The following is a 21,558-nucleotide window of genomic DNA, read 5'->3' on the forward strand; positions in this document are numbered from 1 at the left end:
CCTCACCCGGGCGGCACCAGACCCGCCAGCGCGCGGTTGGTCCGGTTGGCGCGGACCGCGTCACGCTGCTGCCCGGCGGTCACCTCGATGTACGTCTGCGACGACGCCAACGACGCGTGCCCCAACAACCGCATGATCTCCGCCGCGCTCGCACCGTCCTCCGCCAACCGGGTCGCGAAGGTGTGCCGCAGCGCGTGCAGCCGCGCACCACGCGGCACCCGGTCACCGATGCCGGCCCGCCGGTAACACGACTCGACGAGATACTGAAGGCCACCACGGCGCAACGGCTCACCACGCCGATCCACCAGGAACGCCGAGTCGGGGCGTACCGACCGCGAACCGAAGCGCCGCGCCCGACTGTCCAGGTAGTCCAGCAGCACCCGGTCCAGATCCGCCTCGATCGGCACCACCCGAGGCCGCCCACCCTTGCCCGCCACCTCGACCCGCCGCTCACCGGGCCGACCGCCGAGCGAGTCGACGCGCAACGCCAACAGCTCCGACAGGCGCAGCCCCGCACAGAGCGCCACCGCCAACACCGCCACGTCCCGCTCCGGCCACGGGTCGCGTTGCCGACCGTCGTCGCGCGCGACGGACGCGAGCAACACCTCGGGGGTGTCCGCGCCGCGCAACGGCTTCGGCTGGGGGAGTAGCGCCCGAGGACGCCCGACCGCCGGCATCGGGTTGCCCGCCACGAACCCGTCAGCGACCAGGAACGTGAAGAAACTGTTCCAGGTGGACCAGGCTCGATGCACCGACGCGGGCGCCCGGGGAGCGGCGAACCGGGCGAAGGCCGCCCGCATCACCCGGGGGGAGAGGTCGGTGATCAACAGCGCGTCGAGGGGGAGGGGAGGGGTGGCAGCCTCCGCGACCAGGGTGGCCACCGCGTGCAGATCCCTGCGGTACGCGGCCAGGGTGTGCGGGGAGGGCTTGCGGGTGGCCCGCGCGGTCAGGAACTCCTCGATCAGCACTGCGAGCGATTCGTCCTGTTTGTCATGCATAAGGGATATTATGCAGCATTTTCGGGTTTCCCGGAAGGGGGCCGAGAGAGGGGGAGAAGATGCCAGAACCACGGCGGTACGTCCTCACGGGAGCGCCCGGCGCCGGCAAGACAACCACGATCGAGGCGCTGCACCACAGGGGACACGTCACCGTCCGAGAAGCCGCCACCGACCTCATCGCCGAGAGGCAGGCACAGGGGTACGCCGAGCCGTGGCACGACAGCGACTTCGTCGACGCCGTCGTCGCGCTGCAACACCACCGGCAGGTCGGAGCCGACGCGCGTCAGCCGGTCCAGTTCTACGACCGGTCGCCGCTGTACACCCTGGCACTGGCCCGCCACCTGGGCAGACCGATCGGCCCGGCGCTGACCGCCGAGGTGGACCGCATCATGCGTGAGCGCACGTACCAACGCCCGGTGTTCCTGATCAGCCCGCTGGGCTTCATCCGCCACACCGCGGCGCGCCGAATCAGCTACGCCGACGCGCTGACCTTCGCCCGCCTGCACCAGGAGGTGTACGAGGAACACGGGCACCAGCTGGTCGATGTGCCAGCCGGACCGGTGCGGACACGGGTGGCCCTGATCGAGGAACACGTATCGTGCGCGACATGACGTCGCCCGGTGCCACCTGCCCCGAATGTGGTCAACCCGGCACACCCACCGTGTACCGAGATCCGGACGATCCCATGGCCTGGGTCTGTCCCGAGGGGCACCGGTGGCGGGCGACCGACCGGCCCGGGTGGTCTCCATGGGCGACGCCCACCGCCGTCACCGCACCCCGCGACGCCAGTGACACCACAACCCGGACCGGCCCCGTCCAGGTCGACAAGGATGGGCGGAGCTGGCGGATCGGCACGGCCACCGACGTCGCCTGGCTCGCTGGGCGCACCACGCAGGGTTTCTCGGTCACCACCGCGATTCCGCCGGTGTTCGAGGCGTACGGCACGTTCCACCCACCTGCCGGGGTCGGTCTCCACGCGCACGAACACGCGGTGATCGACGAACTGGCGGCGTGCACGCCCGCGCAACCCTGGTGGCTGGGCTTCCTCGACACCGGCGCCCACGACGTGGTCTTCCCGCACGTCCCGAGGGTGTCCCTCTACTGGGACTGGTCGTACGTGCTCGTCGAGGCCGGGCCGGAACAGGCCCTCAGCTGGCGGACCGGGCACATGCGCGGCGACGGGGCGCTGCCGGATCTGTTCTTCCCGGCGGATCGCTCCTGGCTGGTCTCGGCCCTGTGGGACGACACCTGGACCGACATCGGCGCCAGCGCGGCCGTGCTCGCGGGCCTGCGGCGCAACCCGCTGGTGAACGCGCGTCTCGTCGGGCCGGACGACGACGCGTGCCCACCCGGCCTGGCCCGCGACTGACCCCGATCAGGGGACCCCCGGAACGCGCTACTTTACATAATGTACATTATCGAATCGGGATTATCTGCGCGGCTGGCCGGTGGGCGGCCGATCAGAACTCCTCGGCGGCGGTGTCGGCCCACCTGGCCCAGGCGTCACGCCAGCGCTGGTCGACCGCCTCGCGCTCGTTGATGGGCGCGCCCTGTCGGGGCATGAGGTGTTGCCGTTCGCGCCAGGCGTGTTGAGCCGGCTGGCTGGACACACCTTCACCCACCCGGGTGCCGTACAGCAGGATCTCGTTGATGGCGCGGGCACGCAGCGTCGCGTGCTCCTGGAACCAGGTGGTGACGTCGGCGAGGCTGGTGACATGGGCGACGATGTCGCTGACCGCACGGTCGGCGTCGGGTTCGTCCTGATCGGCGAGTTGCCTTTGTCGGCGTACGGCGGCCTGCCAGAGTGTCGACCAGTACGGGGGCAGCTGCGGTGGTGCTCCCCCGTCGGCCATCCAGGCGTTGTGGTCCCGACGGGTGCGCAGTGCGGCGTCGATGAGCGCCCGGTGTGGTTCGCGGGCCAGGCCGGGCGGCAGGGCGACCGGTGCCGTGGGCGGTGTCTCCGCCAGACGTCTGCTGCCCAGTGCGTCGAGCAGTGGCGTGAGGTCGGTGACCGCGCCGAGGTGGACGGTGGCCGGGTGCCAGTCGCGGGCCGTCACGGTGATCTCGACACCATCGCGTTCGCAGCGGGTCGCCCACCACCGGTGGCCGGCTCGTACCGTGCGGCCGGGAACGGGCTGCTCGTCGACCAGGACAGTCGTGTCGCTCTCGGTCCATTCGACGTCGGAGAACCGGTCTCCGGCGAGTCGCATGTGGTGTTCGAGGTGCGTGCGTAACGGTCCGGCGTTGACCGGGAGGTCGGCCCAGCGGGCGGTGTCGACGGTCGCCCACGGTCCGGCGGTGGGGTCGCCGTGCACGATCCGGACGACGGTGATCGTGCTGTTGAAGGTTTCGGTGCCGGCGAAGCATTCTGTGGCCGGGCGGTCGGGGCCGGTGAGGGCAACGACCGGTGTCGCGCTGTCCAGCAGTTCCCGGCGGACGCGTTCGGTCTGTTGCACGAAGCGTTCGTCCGGGTCGGGCGACGGGTCGCGTCTCATCCCGGCCTCCTCGTCGGTACGGGCTGTCCCCTGCTGCCGTTCATCATGGTGCCAGTGCGGTTGGTAGCGGGCGAGGTTGGGCGAAGGTGCTGGCCGGGCTGGGTGTGGCCCGGCCAGCAACCAGGGTCTCTTCCGCTCAGGTGATGGTGGTGGAGGTGGTGGGCGAGTACGAGTAGCAGAGCCAGCCGTTCGCGGTGATCGTGAAGCTGCCCCAGGTGACGGTGGCGTTCGCCCAGCCGCGGGTCAGGTTCAGGGTGCGGGCCTTGGCGGCCCAGCCGAGGCCGAGGCCCGAGTAGTAGCCGTCGTACTCGTCGTAGTTCTGGGTGGAGTAACCGCCGTTGTCGGCGATTTCGACGTGCCAGTGAATGTCCCACGGGCCGCCGGAGTCGTGCACGAGAGTCATGCCGGTGGTCAGTACGGCACGACCGCCGCCTCTCGGGTCGAGGCCGACCCAGGAGGTGCCGCAGTCACCCGTTGCCTGGCCGTAGCTGTTGGTCGAGAAGGAGCTGCCCTTCTTGAGAACGCCCTGTTGGGGCACGTAGCTGCCTTTGGTGGCTGCCTCTGCCTTGTCGGCGGGCACCGAGGCCTGGGATCCGTCGGGCAGGGTCACGATCCGGTGCCCGTGGGCGTTGGCGACCTCGGCGTCGAAGCCGACCAGGGCCATGCCCAGTGTCGCGGTGGAGGTCGGTGCGGCGGCGTTCGCCGGGATGGAGGTCAGACCGGAGGCCGCCAGCGCGAGAGCCAGCAGTGCCGCCGCAGAGATGGACCTGCGGCGCGCGTTTGTACGCGTCATTCAGTTCTCCCCGTGTTGGTTGGTGCCGCTCCCCGTATTGATTGGCACCGCAGAGAACATTAATCGATGTGAATGGGCGTGGACAAGGCCCGCTCCCCCAGTTCGGGCTGTCAGGCGTGCGTGCGGCGCAGCCAGTCCTGGGTGAGCGATCGCAGCAGGGTGGGTTGTTCGTACGGCAGGTAGTGCCCGGCCGCGTCGATCACGGTGTAGGTGCCGCGGGGATAGTGGCGCATGGCGCGGAATTGGTCGGCGTACCCGACGATATGGTCCTGTCGGCCGGTGATGACGCTGACCGGGCCGTCGAAGGTGACCTCGGCGGTCTCGTCGGGTAGCGCGTAGCCGGGGCCGCTCTGCAACTCCTGTTGGAATGTCGCGTCGCCGGGGCCGCCGGAGTTCAGTGCGTCGAGCACCGTCGCGACGACGGTTGGGGTGCGGTGGCCCAGGGCGGCGTCGAGGTGGGCGTGCAGGGCGGTGGGAGCGGCGTCGAGCCAGCCGGTGGGCGCTTCGAGTGGTGGTTCGTCGGGCAGGTCCCGGCTGTCGCGGGCGATGGTGACGCCGGGACAGATGAGGAGCAGGCCGCGGACGAGGTCGGGTCGTTGGCGTGCGATGCCGGCGGCCAGGTACGCGCCGTAGGAGCCGCCGGCGAGCAGGGCTGGCGTGTCGAGGTGGTGGTCGAGCCACGCGCAGACGGTGTCCCGCACCGCCTGGGAGGTGGGTGGGCAGTGTGCGGGGGTGTCTCCGTGGCCGGGCAGGTCCAGGTAGATCTCTCGTAGGCCCGCGCCTGCCAGGGCGGGGCTGTAGGCGGTGGCCGTGGCGGTGCGGCTCATGCTGAACATGGGTAGGCACACCACCGCTGGTCCGGTGTCTGCTGACTGGTCGTAGGCCAGGTGCATGGAGGAGTCCTCGCTGGAGATGGGCGTGCGCTCCAACGTCTCATGCCCGGCGAGGTTGAGCAGGGATACCGGACGTGAAAGCGGTGTGCGTCGCCGGCGGGCGATGTCTACAGTGGTGCGTTCTGGCCGCCGCGTGTTCACCGCGAACGGCGGGGCCGCACATCACCACGGGGGAACACCTTGACGAGTAAGCCTGTCCGTATTGTCGTTGGTCTGGTCGCGACCGTGGGTCTCGTTGTGGGCTGCCAGCCTGCCGATAAGGAGAGCGCGGGGAGCGCCGCGCCGACGCCGACCGTGGCGCCCAGCCCGACCGTCGACGTGGCGGCGAACAGCAAGCAGGTCTGCGACGCCAGTCTCGATTTTGTCAAGAAGCACTACGTGGCGATGGCCGACGATGCGATCGCCGCCATCGACAAGCCGGTCAGCGCCAAGGAGGCGGGCGCGAAGGTCCGTGGCCACTACACGGCGCTGTTGCAGGACCTGCGGACGGCGGCGCCGACCGCTGCCGATCCGCAGGTTCGCACCGCGTTGGAGACCTTGGCCGCAGGGGTCGAGAAGCACCTGGCCAGCCCGAAGGCCACCGAGGTCGAGGCGCCGGATCTCGACCCGCCGCTGAAGGCGTTGGACACCGTCTGCGGTCGCTGATCGTCGTGTGGGCACCGGCCGCGCCGGCCGGTGCCCACTGTCAACGGGTGCGGCTCAGATCCAGGGCACCTGCGGGGACGGGTAGAAGTCGACCTGTTGCAGTCGCCAGCGGGGTGCCTGCTCCCCCAGTCGGGTCCGGAACGATTCCCAGTCGTGGCTGGCGGTGGTGGACCAGCCGAGTTCGGCGATCGCGGGTAGGCGGGGGAAGGCCATGTATTCGATGTCGTCCAGGGTGCGGAGCGTCTCGGACCACAGCGGGGCCTCGACGCCGAGGATGGCGTTCTCGCCGACGCCGGTGACCCGGGTGGCGGGGTCCCAGCCGTACGCGTCGGACACCTCGATCAGGCCGGCCCAGCGCAGGCCGAGGCGGGTGTTGGCGTCGTACTTCATGTCCAGGTAGGTCTTGTTCGCCGGCGACATGATTACCTTGTTGCCGCGGGCGGCGGCCGCGGCGAGGCTGGCGTTGGTGGTGCCGGTGCCCCAGAACTGGGCGACGACGTCGGTGGACGGGTCGGCCTGGGTGATCTCGTTCCATCCGGAGGCGCGCTTGCCGTACTTGGCGACCAGGGGCAGGACCCGGTTCATGAAGGTGCGGTAGTCCTCGTCGGTGGTGGCGTGGGCTTCGTCGCCGCCGATGTGCAGGAATGGTCCGGGAGTGATGGCGGCGAGTTCGCGGATGACGTCCTCGACGAAGCGGTAGGTGAGTTCGTCGTTGATGCAGAGGGAGCTGTAGCCGACCGCGATGTCGGTGCGCGGGGGCGGTGCGACGCCGTCGCAGTTGAGTTCGGGGTATGTCGACTGGGCGGCGTTGGTGTGCCCGGGCATGTCGATCTCGGGGATGATCGTGATGTGTCGTGCGGCGGCGTACGCGACGACGGCCTGGTAGTCGGCTTTGGTGAGGTATCCGGGGCCGACGCCGTCGACTCCGGTGCCGGGTCCGCCGCCGACGGTGGTGAGGCGGGGCCAGGAGTCGATCTGGATGCGCCAGCCCTGGTCGTCGGTGAGGTGCAGGTGCAGGTAGTTGATTTTGTACTGGCTGAGCAGGTCCACGTAGGCGGTGATGTCGTCGACGGTGTGGAAGTGCCGGGCGAGGTCGAGCATCGCGCCGCGGTAGGCGAAGCGTGGGTAGTCGATGATTCGTCCGCCGGGGACCGTCCAGGTGATCCGCTGCCGGTCGGGTGCCTCGATGTCGGCGGGGAGCAGTTGGCGCAGGGTCTGGGTGCCGGCGAAGAGTCCGGCGGGGGTGTTGGCGCGGATCGTCACGCCGCGGCGGGTGACGTCGAGTTGGTAGCCCTGCTGGCCGATGCGGGTGTCGGCGTCTCCGATGAGCAGGGCGATCTCGGGTAGCGGGGTGGAGCGGACGGGCAGGACGGGCAGGGGGTGGCCGGTGGCGGGGCGCAGTGTGGTGGCGAGTTGGTGGCCGATGCGCCGGGCGGCGGCTGAGCCGGGGGTGGTGCGGATGACGGTCAGGGGGCTGATCCGGAACGCGTTGTGCGCGTCGGGGCGGGTTTCGACAGGTGCGGGGATGACGTCGCTGAGGTGTCGGGCTGGTGTGGGGGCCGCCGCGGCGGGCGCGGGGGTGGCGGGCAGGGTGAGTGGTAGCGCGAGTGCGGCTATGGCCAGCAGCCGTGTGGTGGTGTGTCGGCGACGCACGGTACCTCCAGGCCTCGTCATGATCGACATTCGTCGATGAGAGATGAGAATCGCAGGCTACCGGCGTTCCGCCTGTACTGTAAACCTTCCTTAACATAAGGGCTCGTCGAGCCGGTGCTGTCGCCGACCTCACGTACGTCGCACGCTGGGAATTCCTGGAGCGGGTCGTGGGGTTGTCCGTTCGGAAGATCAGGTTCGGATGATCGAATGGAAGTGCCATGCACATGCGCTCAGACGCGGTAGTGCTGTTCGGCGTCACGGGAGACCTCGTCTCGAAGAAGCTGTTCCCGGCGCTGTACGAGCTGACCCGGCGCGACCGCCTCGACGTTCCGGTGATCGGCGTGGCCCGCTCCCCCTGGGATGATCAGCAACTGGTCACCATGGCCCGCAAGTCGGTCACCGAGGCCCATGACGAGACCGACGACGAGATCTTCGATCGGCTGGCGGACAACCTTTCCATGATCTCCGGCAACTACGCGGACCCGACGACGTACCAGCGGCTGGCTGAGCGGCTGCGCGACGCCGAGCGGCCGGTGTTCTACCTGGCGATCCCTCCGGCGGTGTTCGGCTCCGTCGTCGAGGGCCTGGCGGCCGTGGGTCTGGCCGACCGGGGTCGGGTGATCGTGGAGAAGCCGTTCGGGCGTGACCTGGAGTCCTCCCGCGAGCTGGACCGCACGCTCGGCGCGGCCTTCGCCCCGGAGCGGGTGTTCCGCATCGACCACTACCTCGGCAAGGAAGCCGTCGAGGGCCTCTACGCCTTCCGGTTCGCCAACCGGCTGTTCGAGCCGCTGTGGAACAACGAGCACATCGACAACATCCAGGTGACCCTCGCCGAGGGTTTCGGCACCCAGGGCCGGGCCGGGTTCTACGACACGGTGGGCGCGACCCGGGACGTGCTGCAGAACCACATCCTCCAGGTCGTCGCCCTCATCGCGATGGAGGCGCCCGCCAGCGATGACACCACCGCGTTCCGGGAGGCGGAGGCCGCGGTGCTGCGGCAGGTCGCGCCGCTGTCGCCGGAGTCCACCGTCCGGGGGCAGTACGCCGGCTACCTCGACGAGCCGGGCGTGGCACCCGACTCGAACACGGAGACGTTCGTGGCGACCCGGTTGACCGTCGACTCCCCCCGCTGGGCGGGCGTGCCCTTCTACCTGCGCACCGGTAAGTCCCTCCCGGGCACGGCGACCGAGGTCGTGGTCGAGTTCAAGCAGCCCCAGCGCTCGCTGATCCCGGCCGAGCGGGGCACGGCGAGGGCCGCGAACCTGTTGCGGTTCCGCCTCGGGCGCGGTGACGGCATCACCATGTCGATCCAGGCGAAGAGCCCCGGTGCCGAGGTGGCGAGCCGTCCGGTGGACCTGTCCGTCGACTTCGGTTCGGCTCTCGGTCGTCGGCAGGAGGCGTACGAGCGGCTGCTCGACGACGCGATGGACGGGCAGCACCTGCGCTTCGCGCGTGCCGAGACGATCGAGCAGGAGTGGCGCATCGTCGAGCCGATCCTGGATCTGCCGGCGGCGGTGCAGTCGTACGAGAAGGGCAGCTGGGGTCCGGCGGACGCCGACGCGCTGGCCGGCGGCTGGCACCTCCCGGAGCTGCGGTAGTCGCGGCCCAGGCCGGGCGGGCGCTGACTGACCGCTCAGCTCAGCGGAACGACCGTCCGGCGACGGTGAGGTTTGCCGCTCACGAGTGGTGTGGGCACGTTGGGGGCGACGTTTCTCGTCCTCATCGGAGAGGAAGCAGCGCATGCTTTCCGCACTCGATCGTCGGCACACCGTCGCGCCACCCGGCTACAGCCGGTGGCTCATCCCCCCGGCGGCGTTGGCCATCCACCTCTGCATCGGTCAGGTCTACGCGACCAGCGTCTACAAGAACTCGCTGATCGCCCACTTCGACACCAGCCAGACGGCGATCGGGGTGATCTTCAGCATCGCGATCGTGATGCTCGGATTGTCCGCCGCCGTCGCCGGGACCTGGGTGGAGGCGAACGGGCCGCGCAAGGCCATGTTCGTCTCGGCCTGCTTCTGGGCGGCCGGTTTCCTGGTGGGCTCGCTGGGCATCGCCACGAAGCAGCTGTGGCTGCTGTACCTGGGCTACGGGCTGCTCGGCGGCATCGGGCTGGGCATCGGCTACATCTCCCCCGTCTCCACCCTGATCAAGTGGTTCCCGGACCGGCCGGGCCTGGCCACCGGGCTGGCGATCATGGGGTTCGGTGGTGGGGCGATGGTCGCCTCTCCCCTGTCGCGGCAACTGCTGTCGTTCTACGACGCCGGCTACGACCCGGCCAACGCGGGGTCGACCGCGTCGGGCAGCGCCCTGGTGTGGCTGTTCGTGACGCTCGGCCTGGGCTACTTCGTGATCATGATGTTCGGGGTGGCGAACGTCCGGGTGCCGGCGCAGGATTGGCGGCCGGCCGGCTTCGACCCGTCCAGCGTGGCGGCGAAGCCGCTGGTCACCACGGCGAACGTGTCGGCGGCGAACGCGGTGAAGACCCGCTCCTTCTGGCTGCTGTGGGTCGTCCTGTTCTGCAACGTGACCGCCGGCATCGGCATCCTGGAACAGGCCAGCCCGATGATCCAGGACTTCTTCCGCGACAACGGCACCTCGGCGGTGACCGTCGCGGCGGCCGGCGGGTTCGTGGGTCTGCTGTCGCTGTTCAACATGGCCGGCCGGTTCGTGTGGTCGTCCACCTCGGACGTCATCGGCCGCAAACCGATCTACCTGGTGTACCTCGGTGTCGGCATGGTGCTGTACGCGCTGCTGGCGCTCGTCGGGCAGACCTCGACGGCCCTGTTCGTGCTGCTGGCCTGCGTGATCCTGTCGTTCTACGGCGGTGGGTTCGCGACAGTGCCGGCGTACCTGCGGGACCTGTTCGGCACCTTCCAGGTTGGCGCGATCCACGGTCGGTTGCTGACCGCCTGGTCGGCGGCCGGGATCGCCGGTCCGCTGATCGTCAACGGGTTCCTCGACGCGCAGGGTGAGCCGGGCTCGCTGACGGCCGCGGCGTACCGCCCGGCGCTGTTCACGATGGTGGGGGTGCTGGCCGTGGGCTTCCTGGCGAACCTGCTGGTACGGCCGGTGCCACAGGGCTATCACGAACCGGCGGCGGAGCAGGACGCACATCAGGATCGGGACGTGGACGAGGACACGACGGCGCAGAGGAGCGGTACGCGATGAGTGAGGACAGCCGACCCGGGCAGCAGGCCCGGTTGTGGATCTCCTGGTTGGTGGTGGCGGCGCTGCTCGGCTATGGGGTGGCGCAGACCGTGGTGACCGCGGCGAAGCTGTTCACCCACTGAACCGGATCCGGCGGTCTCCGACCGGCGTGAACGCCCGACGGAGGCCGCCGGAGACGGGTGGTCAGAGGCCGCCGGAGACGCGCAGCACGGTCCCGGTGGCGTACGAGGCGTCCGGGCCGAGCAGCCAGGCGATCGCGGCGGCGATCTCGTCGGGTTCGCCGGCGCGGCCCAGCGGAATGCGACCGACGGCGGACTCGGCGCGGTCGGGCACCCCGGAGTCGGCGTGGATGTCGGTGCGCACGATGCCGGGGGCCACCGCGTTGACCCGGATGCCCTTCAGGGCGAGTTCCTTGGCCAGGCCGACGGTGAGGGTGTCGGTGGCGGCCTTCACGGCGGCGTAGTGCACGTACTCCCCCGGGCTGCCGAGGGTCGCGGCCGCCGAGGAGACGTTGACGATCGCCCCGCCGTCGGTGAGCCGCCGGGCGGCCTGCTGGGCGCAGAGGACGTAGCCGACGAGGTTGACGTCGACGACCCGGCGCAGGTCGTCGACGCGCAGCTCGGTGAAGGGCCCAATCAGGCTGGTGACGCCGGCGTTGTTGACCAGGCCGGTGAGCGGGCCGAGCTGGGCGGCCGCGTCGAACAGGGCGTGCACCTGCTCGGGGTCGGTGGTGTCGGCGCGTACCGCGATGGCCTGCGCGCCGGCGGCCCGCAGGTCGGCCAGGACGGCGGTGGCGGCGGCCTCGTCGCGGCGGTAGCACAGGGCGATGTGGTGACCGGCGCCGGCGAGCCGGCGGGCGGTGGCCGCGCCGATGCCCCGGCCGCCGCCGGTGATGACGGTGACGGGTGCCACGGTGCCTCCCGGCGGGTCTGACGGCTGCGCGATGGTCGTGCCGACGCTACCGTGACCGGCGCGGGTCGGTCGTCGAGAGGAGCGTCACATGCAGCGGGCGTTGGTGCTCGGCGGCGGCGGGGTGACCGGGGTGGCCTGGGAGTTGGGGCTGCTGGCCGGGTTGGTCGAGCGGGGCGTGCCGGTCACCGAGGCTGACCTGGTGGTGGGCACGTCGGCGGGTTCGTTGGTCGGCGCGCAGGTGTGCTCCGGGTCGCCCGTGGAGCGTTTCTACGCCGAGCAGTTGGCGCCGCCGTCGAGTGAGCTGGCGGCACGGTTGGGCTTCGCGACGCTGGCGCGGCTGATCTGGGCCGGTGGTCGGACCCGCGACGCGGTGCGCTCGCGGGCGCGGATCGGGGCGATGGCGGTGGCGGCGCGTACCCAGTCGGAGGCGTCGCGGCGCGCGGTCATCGAGGCCCGTCTGCCGGAGCGGGAGTGGCCGCAGCGGCGGCTGCTGATCACGGCGGTGGACGCGTCGTCCGGTGAGTTCGTGGTGTTCGACAGTGACAGCGGGGTGTCCCTGGTGGACGCGGTGGGCGCGAGTTGCGCGGTGCCCGGGGTGTGGCCGCCGGTGACGATCGGCGGGCGCCGTTTCGTCGACGGTGGGATGCGCTCGAGCGTGAACGCGGACCTGGCGGCGGATGCGCGCAGGGTGCTGGTGCTCGCGCCGACGTCGGCGGCGTTCGGGCCGATGCCACGGCTGTCGGCGCAGGTGGACGCGTTGCGGGCGGCCGGGTCGCGGGTCGTGGTGCTGACCCCGGACGCGGCGGCGCGTACGGCGATCGGCCGCAACGTGCTGGACCCGGCGCGGCGGGCGGGCGCGGCGCGGGCCGGGCGGGCCCAGGCCGACGTGGTGGCCGACGAGGTGGCGGCGCTCTGGGAGTGATCGCTTACGCTCACCGCGCGGTCGATCAGACGACGGAGGTGCGCGGTGGCGGGTGTGGGTGTCGGCGACGAGGTGCAGGATTTCGAGCTGCCGGATGAGACGGGCACGCCGCGGCGGCTGTCGGAGTTCCTGGCGGGCGGGCCGGTGGTGCTGTTCTTCTACCCGGCGGCGATGACCCGGGGGTGCACGGCGGAGAGCTGCCACTTCCGCGACCTCGCTGCGGAGTTCACGGCGCTGGGCGCGTCGAGGGTGGGCATCAGCCGCGACCCGGTGGCGAAGCAGGCGGAGTTCTCGAAGCTGCACGGCTTCGACTATCCGCTGCTGTCGGACGCCGACGGCGCGGTGGCGCAGCAGTTCGGGGTCAAGCGGCGGGTGCCGTTGGGGCCGTTGAGCATGAAGCGCATGACGTTCGTGATCGGCGCCGACCGGCGGGTCATCGAGGTGATCCACAGTGAGGTCAGCATGAACGACCACGCGGACCGGGCGCTGCGGGCGCTGGGAGGCTGAGCGGGGTGTGAGCCCCGTGCGCCGGGTGTCGCAGCCGGCTGGTATCAAGACAGCAATCAAACAGGTGTACGGAAGAGGGTTGTGATGGATGCCGGCCAGGGTTTGTCCACTAGCGAGGTGCAGAGCATCCGGGAGGCGTTGGCGGCCGGGCGCAAACCGCGGGTGGTGTTCACCGCGGCGGCGGGGCAGATCGCCGGTCAGGTCGGTCAGGTGATCGAGCTGACCGACCCCGAGGTGTCCGACGAGTTCGTGGTGGTGCGTTTCGGTCGCGACGAGTTGCCGTTCTCCCCCGCCGACCTGGCGGTGGCACCCAAGGGCGTCACGCGTCGGGTGGTGGAGCCGAAGCCGGAGCCCGAGCCGGAGCCGCCCGCGGTGGCCGCGCCGGAGTTCGTGTTGGACACGCCGCGGGTGCCCGCGCAGCGACAGGAGGAGCCGAAGGTGGAGCAGACGGAGAAGCCGCCGGCGCGGCGGGCGGTCAAGGCCGTCAAGCCGAAGGGCCCCGCGGGTCTCACCGTCACCCTGGCGTACGCCGACGGTGAGTGGACCGTCGCGGCGCAGCAGGGCAGCAAGGCCCTGGCGAAGCCGTACGTGGTGAAGCCGGCGGAGGCGTTGAAGATGGTGGCCCTGGTCGACGTGCCGGGGGTGCAGGAGGCGGTGGAGCAGATCCTCGGCACCGAGCGGGCCGAGGCGGAGCAGCAGGCCGAGAAGCTGCGCGCCGAGTTGGCCGAGATCGAGGCCCGGCTGGCGGAGCTGCGCGAGGCCCGCTGAGGCGGGTCAGCGCTGGCTGTGGTGGCGCAGCAGCCGGGTGAGCAGGCGCGTCAGCTGCTCGCGTTCGGTGGTGGACAGCGGGGCGAGCAGGTCGTCCTGGACGCGATCCAGGGTCGCGCCCATGCGGCGGGCCTCGTCGGCGCCGGCGTCGGTGACGCTGATGACGTTGCGGCGGCGATCGGCCGGGTCGGGGGCACGCACCACGAGCCCTCGGCCGGCCAGGTCGTTGATGGCGGCCACCACATCGCTGCGGTCGATGCCGCAGCGACGGCCGAGGTCGGCCTGGCTCGCTGGCCCGTCCTCGGCCAGGCTGGCGAGCAGTCGGTAGTGGTAGCCGCGTAGGTCGTGCGCGGCGAAGCCCTCGCTGAGCAGGCGGGTGGCATGGCTGGCGGTCTGGTTGAGCAGCCAGGTCCCGGTGGTGCTGAGCCCGGCGGGTGACTGCGGGGCCGCGTTGTCCATGAGTTGCAGCCTACCAGGAATCGTTGGCGCGACCCACGATCGGATGTTACGTTGGTCCGGCCAACGTTGGTTAAGCCAACGTATCGAAGGAGGCGTCATGTCCACAGTCCCCACCCTCAACGGTCAGGTCATCGGCCAGGCCCACTACGCCACCCGGGCCCTGCTCGAACGAGCCGTCGCTCCCCTCGGCGTCGAGTTCAACCAGGTGCTCGCCCTCAACGTTCTCGCCAATGGCCCGACCGAACCGGCACAACTGACGCAGCGCATCACCAGCACCCTCAAGGTTGACGAGCGGGAGGTGCAGCGGGTGCTCACCACCCTCGTCGACGCGAACCTCGCCCAGGTCGACCACGACGCCGACACACCGCGGCTGCTGCTCACCGACGCCGGCCACGCCGTGCAGGCCCGGATCGCCGACGCTGTCGCGGACATCAGTGCCCGCCTCTACGCGGACATCCCCACCGACGAGGCCAGCGCCGCCGCCCGCGCGCTCACAGTGGTCACCCAGCGCGCCAACGCCGAACTGGCCGCGACCCCGACCTGACGGACATGAGCCCGCCGGGTGCGATACCGACGGGGTGCGGGCCCGGTCGGGTCAGAAGTAGTCGAGCAGTTGCGCCGGACCTCCGACGCCCAGCAGGTCCAGGGCGGCCGGGTCGGCGTCACCAGCACAGCGCAACAGGCCGGCCTGCGCGACCGACCGGGCGTGGGCGGCCCCGGCGTACAGCAACGCGAAACCCCGGACGTCCAGCCGCAGACCCGCCTCGCCGTCGACGCGGGTCAGCTCGGCGGCACCGTCGGCGACCGCCAACCGCCAGGTGCCGGTGTTCCAGTCGGCGAGCGGGTCGGTGAGGTGGAAGTCGACGGCGCCCCGGGCGTGGGCGGGCCAGCCCCGTGCGCCTACCGCCCGGGCCACGTCCACCGGCCGGTGCATCCACAGGTCCCGCTCGTGCTCGCGGGCCGACTCCAACGGCAGCTGGACGCTGACCGCGTCACCGTCGAGTGGGCACAGTCGCACTGTCGGCGCGACGCTGGCCCAACTGCCGAGCACCCCGACGAGTTCCCGGGCGGCCTCGGCGGTGACCGCTAGGGCCTCGTCGACGGTGAGCACCGAGTCGGCCCCGTAGCCCCGACCCCGCTGCCAGGTGGCGTAGCCGACCAGCTCACCGTCGGCCTCGACGAGGGTGACCCCGTCGCCGGGCAGGCCGCGGTCGGCGGCGTCGAACAGTTCACCCCGGCGGGTCAGCATGCCGTTGCGGTGCCGGGTGACCCGCTCGTACAGGGCGTCGACGGCTGGCAGGTCGGCGGGCGTGCCGGCCCGGACGGTGAGGTGCGACGCGGGCCGGTGCCGGGGCAGCGCGGCGGTGGCCAGGTCGACGGTACGCAGCACCCCGGCAGCCTCCCACCCGCAGGCCCGGTACGGGGCGGCGACGGTCGGGTAGAGCGCGCTGATCGCCGCCCCACGGTTGTGGGCACCACGCAGCAGCCCGGTGAGCAGGGCGCGACCCACACCCCGACCCCGGGCCTCGGGGGCGACGGCCACCCCGGCCACGTCGGCGGCCGGCACCGCCCGCCCGGACCACCACTGGTCGTGGTGCAGGTCGACGGCCTTACCGACCAGGCGGCCGGCGTCGTCGAACGCGCCGTAACGGGTCCGGCCCGGTGCCGTCGCGGACGTGGGCGCCTGGTGCTGCGGGTCGGAGCCGAACGCGAACCGGCCCAGCTCCCAGGCGGCGTCGAGGTCGTCGGCGGTGAGTTCGCGTACGTGCACGGTGGCGGGCATCGGCACACCGTAGCGGGACGGCCTCCCGGCGACCGCCGATTTTTTTGCGGCCAGTATCCCGCCGTCCCCCACCTCCCCCCACCCGGTCGATCATGGAGTTGTGGTGGGCGCCAAAGCACGTCTCACCGAGCCAAACCCGGCACCACAACTGCATGATCGACCGGGAAGGGCCGCGATCTTGCAGTTGCTGCACCGACGTAGGGGGCATTCCGCGCATCCCGGCAACCGGAACTGCAAGATCGGCGGGGGCGCGGGCGCGGGGCGCGGGCATGGGGGTGTCAGGTGGGAGGGTCTTTTCTCAGGCCGAGTGCGTCCAGCACCACGATGAGCACCTGCTGGTCGTGCTTGAGCTGCGGAACGTACTCGGTGATCCCCACCCCGACCACCTGGTGGCGGGCGCGCAGGGCGGTCAGCGACAGTGCCAACGCGGTGGGGGTCAGGCCGCCGCGGGTGGGCACCGCCACGGCAGGCAACGCGGACGGGTCCAGCACGTCCAGGTCCAGGTGCACGTAGACAGCGGCGCCGGGTGGGGGCAGCTCGGCCAGCCGGGTGGGCTGCGCGCCCAGCGCTGCGCAGTCCAGCACCGTCAGGTCGTGCCGGTGCGCGTACTCGACCTCGGCGGGGTCGAGATCCCGGACCCCGGCCAGCGCGACCTGCCCCGGCGTGAGGCAACCAGGTGCCGGCAGCGTGCCGTCCGCGTCCGCGTCGAGCAGCAGACGCAGGGGCATGCCGTGCGCCGTCCCGCTCGGCGAGCTCGCGGGTGTGTTGAGGTCACCGTGCGCGTCGATCCAGAGCACGAACAGCCGCTGCGCGTAGTGGCCCGCGAGGTGGGCCACCGACGCGACCTCGACCGCGCAGTCCCCGCCCAACGTCAGCAGCCGCCGCGGGCGGTGCCGCCCGAGCACGTCCCGGTGGGCGCGGTACGCGTCGACGACTGCGGCGCGGTGGCGGACGCCCTTCTCCCGCTCCGACCCGCCGGCCGGGACCGGCACGGTGACCCGCCGCGCCCCCGGCGCGGTCAGGGCGCCCAACACGGCCGCCCCGTCGCGCACCCGGATGTCGTCCGCGCCCTGCCACATCGGTACCAGTACGTCGAGATCCCGGTTCCACATGGTGGCGATCTTCCCAGCCGACTGGCTGCGCACCCTGTCGGTCAGTGCCGCGGGAGGTCAGTGCTGCGGGATGTTGGCCACGCCGATGCGCTTGCGGAACACCCAGTACGTCCATCCCTGGTAGGCCAGCACCACCGGAGTGAAGATCACCGCCACCCAGGTCATGATCTTCAGGGTGTACGGGGTGGACGCGGCGTTGGTGGCCGTCAGCGTGCCGGCCGCGTCCAGGGTGGAGGGCAGCACGTTCGGGAACAACGCCGCGAACAGGGTCGCCACGGCCAGGCCGATCGCCACTGCGGTGCCGGTGAACGCCCAGCCTTCCCGGCGCACCCGGGCGGCGGCCAGCCCACCGAGCAGGGCCAGGGCCGCGCCGACGGCAAGCACGACGGCGGCCGCGCTGGAGCGGATGCTCAGCGTCCAGGTCAGGAACACAACAGCGAGCACGGCGGCGCCCACACCCAGACGCACCGCGAGGGCACCCGCCCGCTCCCGGACGTCGCCGGTGGTCTTCAGGGCGATGAACACCGCGCCGTGGGTGAGGAACAGCGCGAGGGTGGTCGCGCCGCCCAGCAGGGCGTACGGGTTGAGCAGGTCCAGCAGGCCGCCGACGTACTCGTGGTCGGCGTCCAGCGGCACGCCGCGCAGGATGTTGGCGAAGGCGACGCCCCACAGGATCGCCGGTAGCAGCGAGCCGACCACGATCGCCGCGTCCCAGCGGCGCTTCCAGGACGCCTCGGGGCGCTTGTGCCGGTATTCGAAGGCGACGCCCCGGGCGATCAGGGCCAGCAGGATCAGCAGCAGCGGCAGGTAGAAGCCGGAGAAGAGGGTGGCGTACCACTCGGGGAACGCGGCGAACATGGCGCCACCGGCGGTGATCAGCCACACCTCGTTGCCGTCCCAGACCGGGCCGATGGTGTTGATCAGGACGCGGCGTTCCCGGTCGTCGCGGCCGAGAACGGGCAGCAGCATGCCGACGCCGAAGTCGAAGCCCTCCAGGATGAAGTACCCGGTGAACAGCACGGCGACGAGGAGAAACCAGATGGTGGTCAGTTCCACGATGGGCTCCGGGATCAGTAGGCGAAGGCGAGCGGGCGCTCGGCGTCGTCGGTGTCGTCGGTGGGGGGTTGCTCGCTGACGTCGGGCACGCCGGCCTTGGCGTAGCGCAGCAGCAGCTTGACCTCGATCACGGCGAGGGTGGCGTAGATCAGCGTGAAGGCGGTGAACGAGGTAAGCACCTCGGCCAGCGAGACGCTGCGGGACACCCCGTTGCGGGTGAGCATCTCGCCGAAGACGATCCACGGCTGGCGACCCATCTCGGTGAAGATCCAGCCGAAGGAGTTGGCCAGCAGCGGCAGCACCGGCATGGCCAGCCCGGCGCGCAGCAGCCACTTGCTGCTCGGGGTGCGGCCCTTGCGCTGGCTCCAGAGCACCAGCAGGGCGATCGCGCCGGCCGCCATCCCGAAGGCGATCATGAAGCGGAAGCTCCAGTAGGTGACCGGGATGATCGGGGTGTAGCTGCCCGCGCCGTACTGGGTGGCGTACTGGGCCTGTAGGTCGTTGATGCCGTGCACGGTGCCGTTCGGGTCGCCGGTGCCCAGGTACGACAGCAGGTACGGGATCTTGAGGGCGAACACCTCGCGGCTGCCGTCGAGGCTGCCGATGGTGAGCACGGAGAACGAGGCGGGGCTCTCGGTGGTGTAGAGGCCCTCGGCGGCGGCCATTTTCATCGGCTGCACGTCCGTCATGATCTTGCCCTGGATGTCGCCGGTGAACAGCACGGCGGCGGAGGCGACCAGGACCACCCAGGAGCCGAACTTGGTGGCGAAGCGGTATGCGCCGGTGTCGGCGGAGTCGCGGTTGCGGATGACGTGCCACAGGCCGACGGCGACGATCAGCGACCCGGCGACCAGGAACGAGCCGGCCAGGGTGTGCGGGAAGGTGATCAGGGCGACCTTGTTGGTCAGAACGGCCGGGAAGTCGGTCAGTTCGGCGCGGCCGCTGTCGGGGTTGATCCGGTAGCCGACCGGGTTCTGCATGAACGAGTTCGCCGCGAGGATGAAGTACGCGCTGAGGTTGGTGCCGATCGCGGCGGCCCAGATGCTGGCCAGGTGCGCCCGCTTGGGCAGCCGGTCCCAGCCGAAGATCCACAGGCCGATGAAGGTGGATTCGAGGAAGAACGCGACGAGCGCCTCGATGGCCAGGGGTGCGCCGAAGATGTCGCCGACGAAGCGGGAGTAGTCACTCCAGTTCATGCCGAACTGGAACTCCTGCACGATGCCGGTGACCACGCCCATGGCAAAGTTGATCAGGAACAGTTTGCCGTAGAACTTGGTGAGCTTGAGGTAGCGCTCGTTGCCGGTGCGGTGCCACATCGTCTGCAGGATGGCCACCAGCACGGAGAGCCCGATGGTCAGCGGCACGAAAAGGAAGTGGTAGACGGTGGTGACACCGAACTGCCAGCGGGCAACGTCCAACGCGTCCACCTGAAATCCCCCAACCATCCGTACTACAAGACGTAGTAAATACTACTGCTCGTCGTAGAGGATTGGGCAGGGCCGGGCGGCCCGAACACACCCGGGACCAATGACCCTGATCACCCGACCCGCCCTCGCGGCTGCGCCGCCGCGTGCGACGATGGCGCGCTGATGAACACCTCCACCTGGCGGCCGCCGCTGATCTGGCGTGCAGCCCTCCTGCTGGCCCGGGGCCTGGTCGGCCTGCTCGCCCGCCTCGAGGTCACCGGCGACGTCCCGGCGCACCTGCGTCGCGGCCCGCTGGTGTTGGCCGCCAACCACATCAGCCCGTTCGACCCGGTGGTCATGGCCGCCGCCTGCCAGACCCGTGGCGTCGCCCCGCGGATCATGGCGACCGCCGGACTGTTCCGCGTCCCGGTGTTCGGCGCCGCCATGCGCCACGCCGGGCACATCCGGGTCGACCGGGGCACCAGCGCCGTACACCGGGCCCTCGACGACGCCGCCACGGCCGTCGCCCGCGGCTCGGTGATCCTCATCTACCCCGAGGGACGCATCGGCCTGGACCCCGGCCTGTGGCCCGAACGCGGCAAGACCGGCGCCGCCCGACTCGCCCTGGCCTGCGGCGCACCGGTCGTCCCGGTCGCCCAGTGGGGCTCGCACGAGGTGCTGCCCTACCAGGCACCGCGCGGAATGCTGCGCGGCATCGCCCGCTCCCTGTGGCGCCGCCCGGTGATCCGGGTGCACTTCGGCACGCCCGTCGACCTGGGTGAGACGGCGGCCGGCAACCCCGGCGCGGCCCGGCGGGCCACCGACCGGATCATCGACGCGCTCACCGACACCCTCGCCCCGCTGCGCCCCGACGAACCGGACCTGCCCCGCCACGTCGACCCCGGCCGCCCGACCGACCTCACCCGGGCGCACCGCCGCCACTCACGTTGATCCGCCAAGCAGTTGATCTAGGCCCGCACCTGGGTGCCGGACCCGGTGTCGGTAGCGCATGGGCGCCTCTCCCACCTCTCGTTTGAAGGCAGTGCTGAAGGCGCTCTCCGACGTGTAGCCAAGCTGCACGGCCAGGGCCCCGATCCGGACGTCGCGGTCGCGCAGCGCCCGTTGGGCCAGCAGCATCCGCCAGGAGTTGAGGTAGGTCAGAGGAGGGACACCGGCCACGGAGCGGAACCGCACCGCGAACGACGTCCGCGACATCGCCGCCGCACGGGCCAGTTCCTCCAGCCTCCAGGGCCGGCTCGGTTCACCGTGCATGAGGGTCAGCGCGGGACGCAGGCGGTCGTCGGTCAGCGCCCGCAGCCACCCCGGCGGCAGTTCGGCCTGGCCCAGGTAAGCCCGAAGCACCTCCAAGATCAGCAGTTGGGCGTGCTGGCGTACGGCAAAGGCAGCGCCCATCCGCTCGGCCGTCACCTCCTCGACCAAGCGGTCGACGCACGCCCGTAGGGCGGGCGCGGCGGCGTCGCAGGAGCGAATGAGCGCCACGGGCGGCAGCGCCTGCGTCAGCAGCGCCGCGCCGGCCTGGTTGAGCTCGACGTGGCCGCCGAGGATGACGTCGTCGACGGCGAAGTCCGCGCCGCCGACGCGCAGGGCATAGTGTCCCGGCTCGGGCGCGAACTCCTCGGGCGGGCTGTCGTCGGTTCCGCCCTCGGCACGCAGCCACGAGCGGCCGGTCAGGACCGCGACGTCACCGGCCTCCATCTCGATCGGGGCATCCAGCCCGTCGGCCGACAGCCAGCACCGGCCACGCACCATCACTGTCAACTTCAGCGGGCTCGCGATCACCGACCGCGTGACCCAGCGTCCCCGCACCGCGAACGCGCCGGAGACCTGGCCGCGCACCTCAAGTAGATCGAACACCTCCGACAACTGATCAACCACCACGGCTCGAACTATCGCGAAGAAAATCGGCACGGTCAAGCATTCAAAGTTCGTCCGATCTCACTCACGCTGGACGCATGACCGACTCC

General features: G+C 71.0%; 23 protein-coding genes. 11 read left to right on the forward strand and 12 right to left on the reverse strand.

Features of this window, described 5'->3' with window-relative positions; translation table 11 throughout:
* Nucleotides 1-2 precede the first annotated feature (2 nt).
* Nucleotides 3-998, reverse strand: coding sequence for a tyrosine-type recombinase/integrase (locus IW249_RS25670; protein ID WP_196923095.1), 996 nt, complete (start codon nucleotides 996-998; stop codon nucleotides 3-5).
* Nucleotides 999-1,057: 59 nt separating this feature from the next.
* Between IW249_RS25670 and IW249_RS25675 the strand changes: the two genes are divergently transcribed.
* Together IW249_RS25675 and IW249_RS34450 are read left to right on the forward strand one after the other, a co-directional pair.
* The gene (locus IW249_RS25675) at nucleotides 1,058-1,609 is read left to right on the forward strand and encodes an AAA family ATPase (RefSeq protein ID WP_196923096.1); all 552 of its coding nucleotides are present in this window, start codon (nucleotides 1,058-1,060) and stop codon (nucleotides 1,607-1,609) included.
* Nucleotides 1,610-1,683: 74 nt separating this feature from the next.
* The gene (locus IW249_RS34450; RefSeq protein ID WP_231392650.1) at nucleotides 1,684-2,367 is read left to right on the forward strand and encodes a hypothetical protein; all 684 of its coding nucleotides are present in this window, start codon (nucleotides 1,684-1,686) and stop codon (nucleotides 2,365-2,367) included.
* Nucleotides 2,368-2,458: 91 nt separating this feature from the next.
* On the opposite strand, the gene IW249_RS25685 is transcribed toward IW249_RS34450, so the two are convergent.
* The 3 genes from IW249_RS25685 to IW249_RS25695 all read right to left on the reverse strand — a co-directional run bounded on the left by IW249_RS25685 (nucleotide 2,459) and on the right by IW249_RS25695 (nucleotide 5,113).
* Nucleotides 2,459-3,493 (reverse strand): flagellar biosynthesis protein FlhF, encoded by a 1,035-nt coding sequence (locus IW249_RS25685; RefSeq protein WP_196923097.1) that lies wholly within the window; start codon nucleotides 3,491-3,493, stop codon nucleotides 2,459-2,461.
* Nucleotides 3,494-3,629: 136 nt separating this feature from the next.
* Nucleotides 3,630-4,286 (reverse strand): hypothetical protein, encoded by a 657-nt coding sequence (locus tag IW249_RS25690; protein ID WP_196923098.1) that lies wholly within the window; start codon nucleotides 4,284-4,286, stop codon nucleotides 3,630-3,632.
* Nucleotides 4,287-4,396: 110 nt separating this feature from the next.
* Entirely contained in the window at nucleotides 4,397-5,113 is a 717-nt protein-coding gene (locus tag IW249_RS25695) for an alpha/beta hydrolase (protein WP_231392651.1), read from the reverse strand.
* Nucleotides 5,114-5,404: 291 nt separating this feature from the next.
* On the opposite strand from IW249_RS25695, the gene IW249_RS25700 reads away from it, so the two are divergent.
* Nucleotides 5,405-5,824, forward strand: a complete 420-nt coding sequence (locus tag IW249_RS25700) for a hypothetical protein (RefSeq protein WP_196923099.1) — start codon at nucleotides 5,405-5,407, stop codon at nucleotides 5,822-5,824.
* Between the two features lie 54 nt (nucleotides 5,825-5,878).
* Here IW249_RS25700 and IW249_RS25705 read toward each other — a convergent pair whose 3' ends face one another.
* On the reverse strand, nucleotides 5,879-7,477 hold the full coding sequence (locus IW249_RS25705; protein ID WP_307788706.1) for a beta-N-acetylhexosaminidase: 1,599 nt from the start codon (nucleotides 7,475-7,477) through the stop codon (nucleotides 5,879-5,881).
* A gap of 218 nt (nucleotides 7,478-7,695) precedes the next feature.
* Here IW249_RS25705 and zwf point away from each other — a divergent pair, with 218 nt between their 5' ends.
* The 3 genes from zwf to IW249_RS34830 all read left to right on the forward strand — a co-directional run bounded on the left by zwf (nucleotide 7,696) and on the right by IW249_RS34830 (nucleotide 10,770).
* Nucleotides 7,696-9,075 carry a glucose-6-phosphate dehydrogenase gene (gene zwf, locus IW249_RS25710; RefSeq protein ID WP_196923101.1) on the forward strand — a complete coding sequence of 460 codons (1,380 nt, stop codon included), beginning with the start codon at nucleotides 7,696-7,698 and terminating at the stop codon, nucleotides 9,073-9,075.
* Between the two features lie 142 nt (nucleotides 9,076-9,217).
* On the forward strand, nucleotides 9,218-10,648 hold the full coding sequence (locus tag IW249_RS25715) for an OFA family MFS transporter (RefSeq protein WP_196923102.1): 1,431 nt from the start codon (nucleotides 9,218-9,220) through the stop codon (nucleotides 10,646-10,648).
* Nucleotides 10,645-10,770, forward strand: a complete 126-nt coding sequence (locus tag IW249_RS34830) for an MFS transporter small subunit (RefSeq protein ID WP_256442137.1) — start codon at nucleotides 10,645-10,647, stop codon at nucleotides 10,768-10,770. The genes IW249_RS25715 and IW249_RS34830 overlap by 4 nt, the downstream gene beginning before the upstream one ends.
* Before the next feature lie 61 nt (nucleotides 10,771-10,831).
* Here the strand turns inward: IW249_RS34830 and IW249_RS25720 are convergent, their stop codons facing one another.
* Nucleotides 10,832-11,560: an SDR family NAD(P)-dependent oxidoreductase gene (locus tag IW249_RS25720; RefSeq protein ID WP_196923103.1), complete on the reverse strand. Its 729-nt coding sequence runs from the start codon at nucleotides 11,558-11,560 to the stop codon at nucleotides 10,832-10,834.
* An 88-nt stretch (nucleotides 11,561-11,648) separates the two neighbouring features.
* Here IW249_RS25720 and IW249_RS25725 point away from each other — a divergent pair, with 88 nt between their 5' ends.
* From IW249_RS25725 to IW249_RS25735, 3 genes are all read left to right on the forward strand, one after another.
* Nucleotides 11,649-12,482, forward strand: coding sequence for a patatin-like phospholipase family protein (locus IW249_RS25725; protein WP_196923104.1), 834 nt, complete (start codon nucleotides 11,649-11,651; stop codon nucleotides 12,480-12,482).
* A 45-nt stretch (nucleotides 12,483-12,527) separates the two neighbouring features.
* Nucleotides 12,528-12,989 carry a peroxiredoxin gene (locus IW249_RS25730; RefSeq protein WP_307788707.1) on the forward strand — a complete coding sequence of 154 codons (462 nt, stop codon included), beginning with the start codon at nucleotides 12,528-12,530 and terminating at the stop codon, nucleotides 12,987-12,989.
* An 84-nt stretch (nucleotides 12,990-13,073) separates the two neighbouring features.
* The gene (locus tag IW249_RS25735; RefSeq protein ID WP_196923105.1) at nucleotides 13,074-13,757 is read left to right on the forward strand and encodes a hypothetical protein; all 684 of its coding nucleotides are present in this window, start codon (nucleotides 13,074-13,076) and stop codon (nucleotides 13,755-13,757) included.
* A 6-nt stretch (nucleotides 13,758-13,763) separates the two neighbouring features.
* On the opposite strand, the gene IW249_RS25740 is transcribed toward IW249_RS25735, so the two are convergent.
* Nucleotides 13,764-14,216, reverse strand: a complete 453-nt coding sequence (locus tag IW249_RS25740; protein WP_196923106.1) for a MarR family winged helix-turn-helix transcriptional regulator — start codon at nucleotides 14,214-14,216, stop codon at nucleotides 13,764-13,766.
* Nucleotides 14,217-14,313: 97 nt separating this feature from the next.
* On the opposite strand from IW249_RS25740, the gene IW249_RS25745 reads away from it, so the two are divergent.
* The gene (locus tag IW249_RS25745) at nucleotides 14,314-14,760 is read left to right on the forward strand and encodes a winged helix DNA-binding protein (RefSeq protein ID WP_196923107.1); all 447 of its coding nucleotides are present in this window, start codon (nucleotides 14,314-14,316) and stop codon (nucleotides 14,758-14,760) included.
* 51 nt (nucleotides 14,761-14,811) lie between these two features.
* On the opposite strand, the gene IW249_RS25750 is transcribed toward IW249_RS25745, so the two are convergent.
* The 4 genes from IW249_RS25750 to IW249_RS25765 all read right to left on the reverse strand — a co-directional run bounded on the left by IW249_RS25750 (nucleotide 14,812) and on the right by IW249_RS25765 (nucleotide 19,594).
* Nucleotides 14,812-15,999, reverse strand: a complete 1,188-nt coding sequence (locus IW249_RS25750; RefSeq protein ID WP_196923108.1) for a GNAT family N-acetyltransferase — start codon at nucleotides 15,997-15,999, stop codon at nucleotides 14,812-14,814.
* A gap of 278 nt (nucleotides 16,000-16,277) precedes the next feature.
* Nucleotides 16,278-17,111, reverse strand: a complete 834-nt coding sequence (locus IW249_RS25755; RefSeq protein ID WP_196923109.1) for an arginase family protein — start codon at nucleotides 17,109-17,111, stop codon at nucleotides 16,278-16,280.
* 57 nt (nucleotides 17,112-17,168) lie between these two features.
* A complete protein-coding gene (gene cydB / locus IW249_RS25760; protein WP_196923110.1) occupies nucleotides 17,169-18,167 on the reverse strand; it encodes a cytochrome d ubiquinol oxidase subunit II in 999 nt (332 codons plus the stop codon).
* Nucleotides 18,168-18,181: 14 nt separating this feature from the next.
* A complete protein-coding gene (locus tag IW249_RS25765; protein ID WP_196923111.1) occupies nucleotides 18,182-19,594 on the reverse strand; it encodes a cytochrome ubiquinol oxidase subunit I in 1,413 nt (470 codons plus the stop codon).
* A gap of 162 nt (nucleotides 19,595-19,756) precedes the next feature.
* On the opposite strand from IW249_RS25765, the gene IW249_RS25770 reads away from it, so the two are divergent.
* The gene (locus IW249_RS25770; protein WP_196923112.1) at nucleotides 19,757-20,524 is read left to right on the forward strand and encodes a lysophospholipid acyltransferase family protein; all 768 of its coding nucleotides are present in this window, start codon (nucleotides 19,757-19,759) and stop codon (nucleotides 20,522-20,524) included.
* Here IW249_RS25770 and IW249_RS25775 read toward each other — a convergent pair.
* Nucleotides 20,516-21,472: an AraC family transcriptional regulator gene (locus IW249_RS25775; RefSeq protein ID WP_196923113.1), complete on the reverse strand. Its 957-nt coding sequence runs from the start codon at nucleotides 21,470-21,472 to the stop codon at nucleotides 20,516-20,518. The genes IW249_RS25770 and IW249_RS25775 overlap by 9 nt on opposite strands.
* Nucleotides 21,473-21,558 lie beyond the last annotated feature (86 nt).

This window comes from Micromonospora vinacea (genome assembly GCF_015751785.1).
Taxonomy (GTDB): Bacteria; Actinomycetota; Actinomycetes; order Mycobacteriales; family Micromonosporaceae; genus Micromonospora; species Micromonospora vinacea.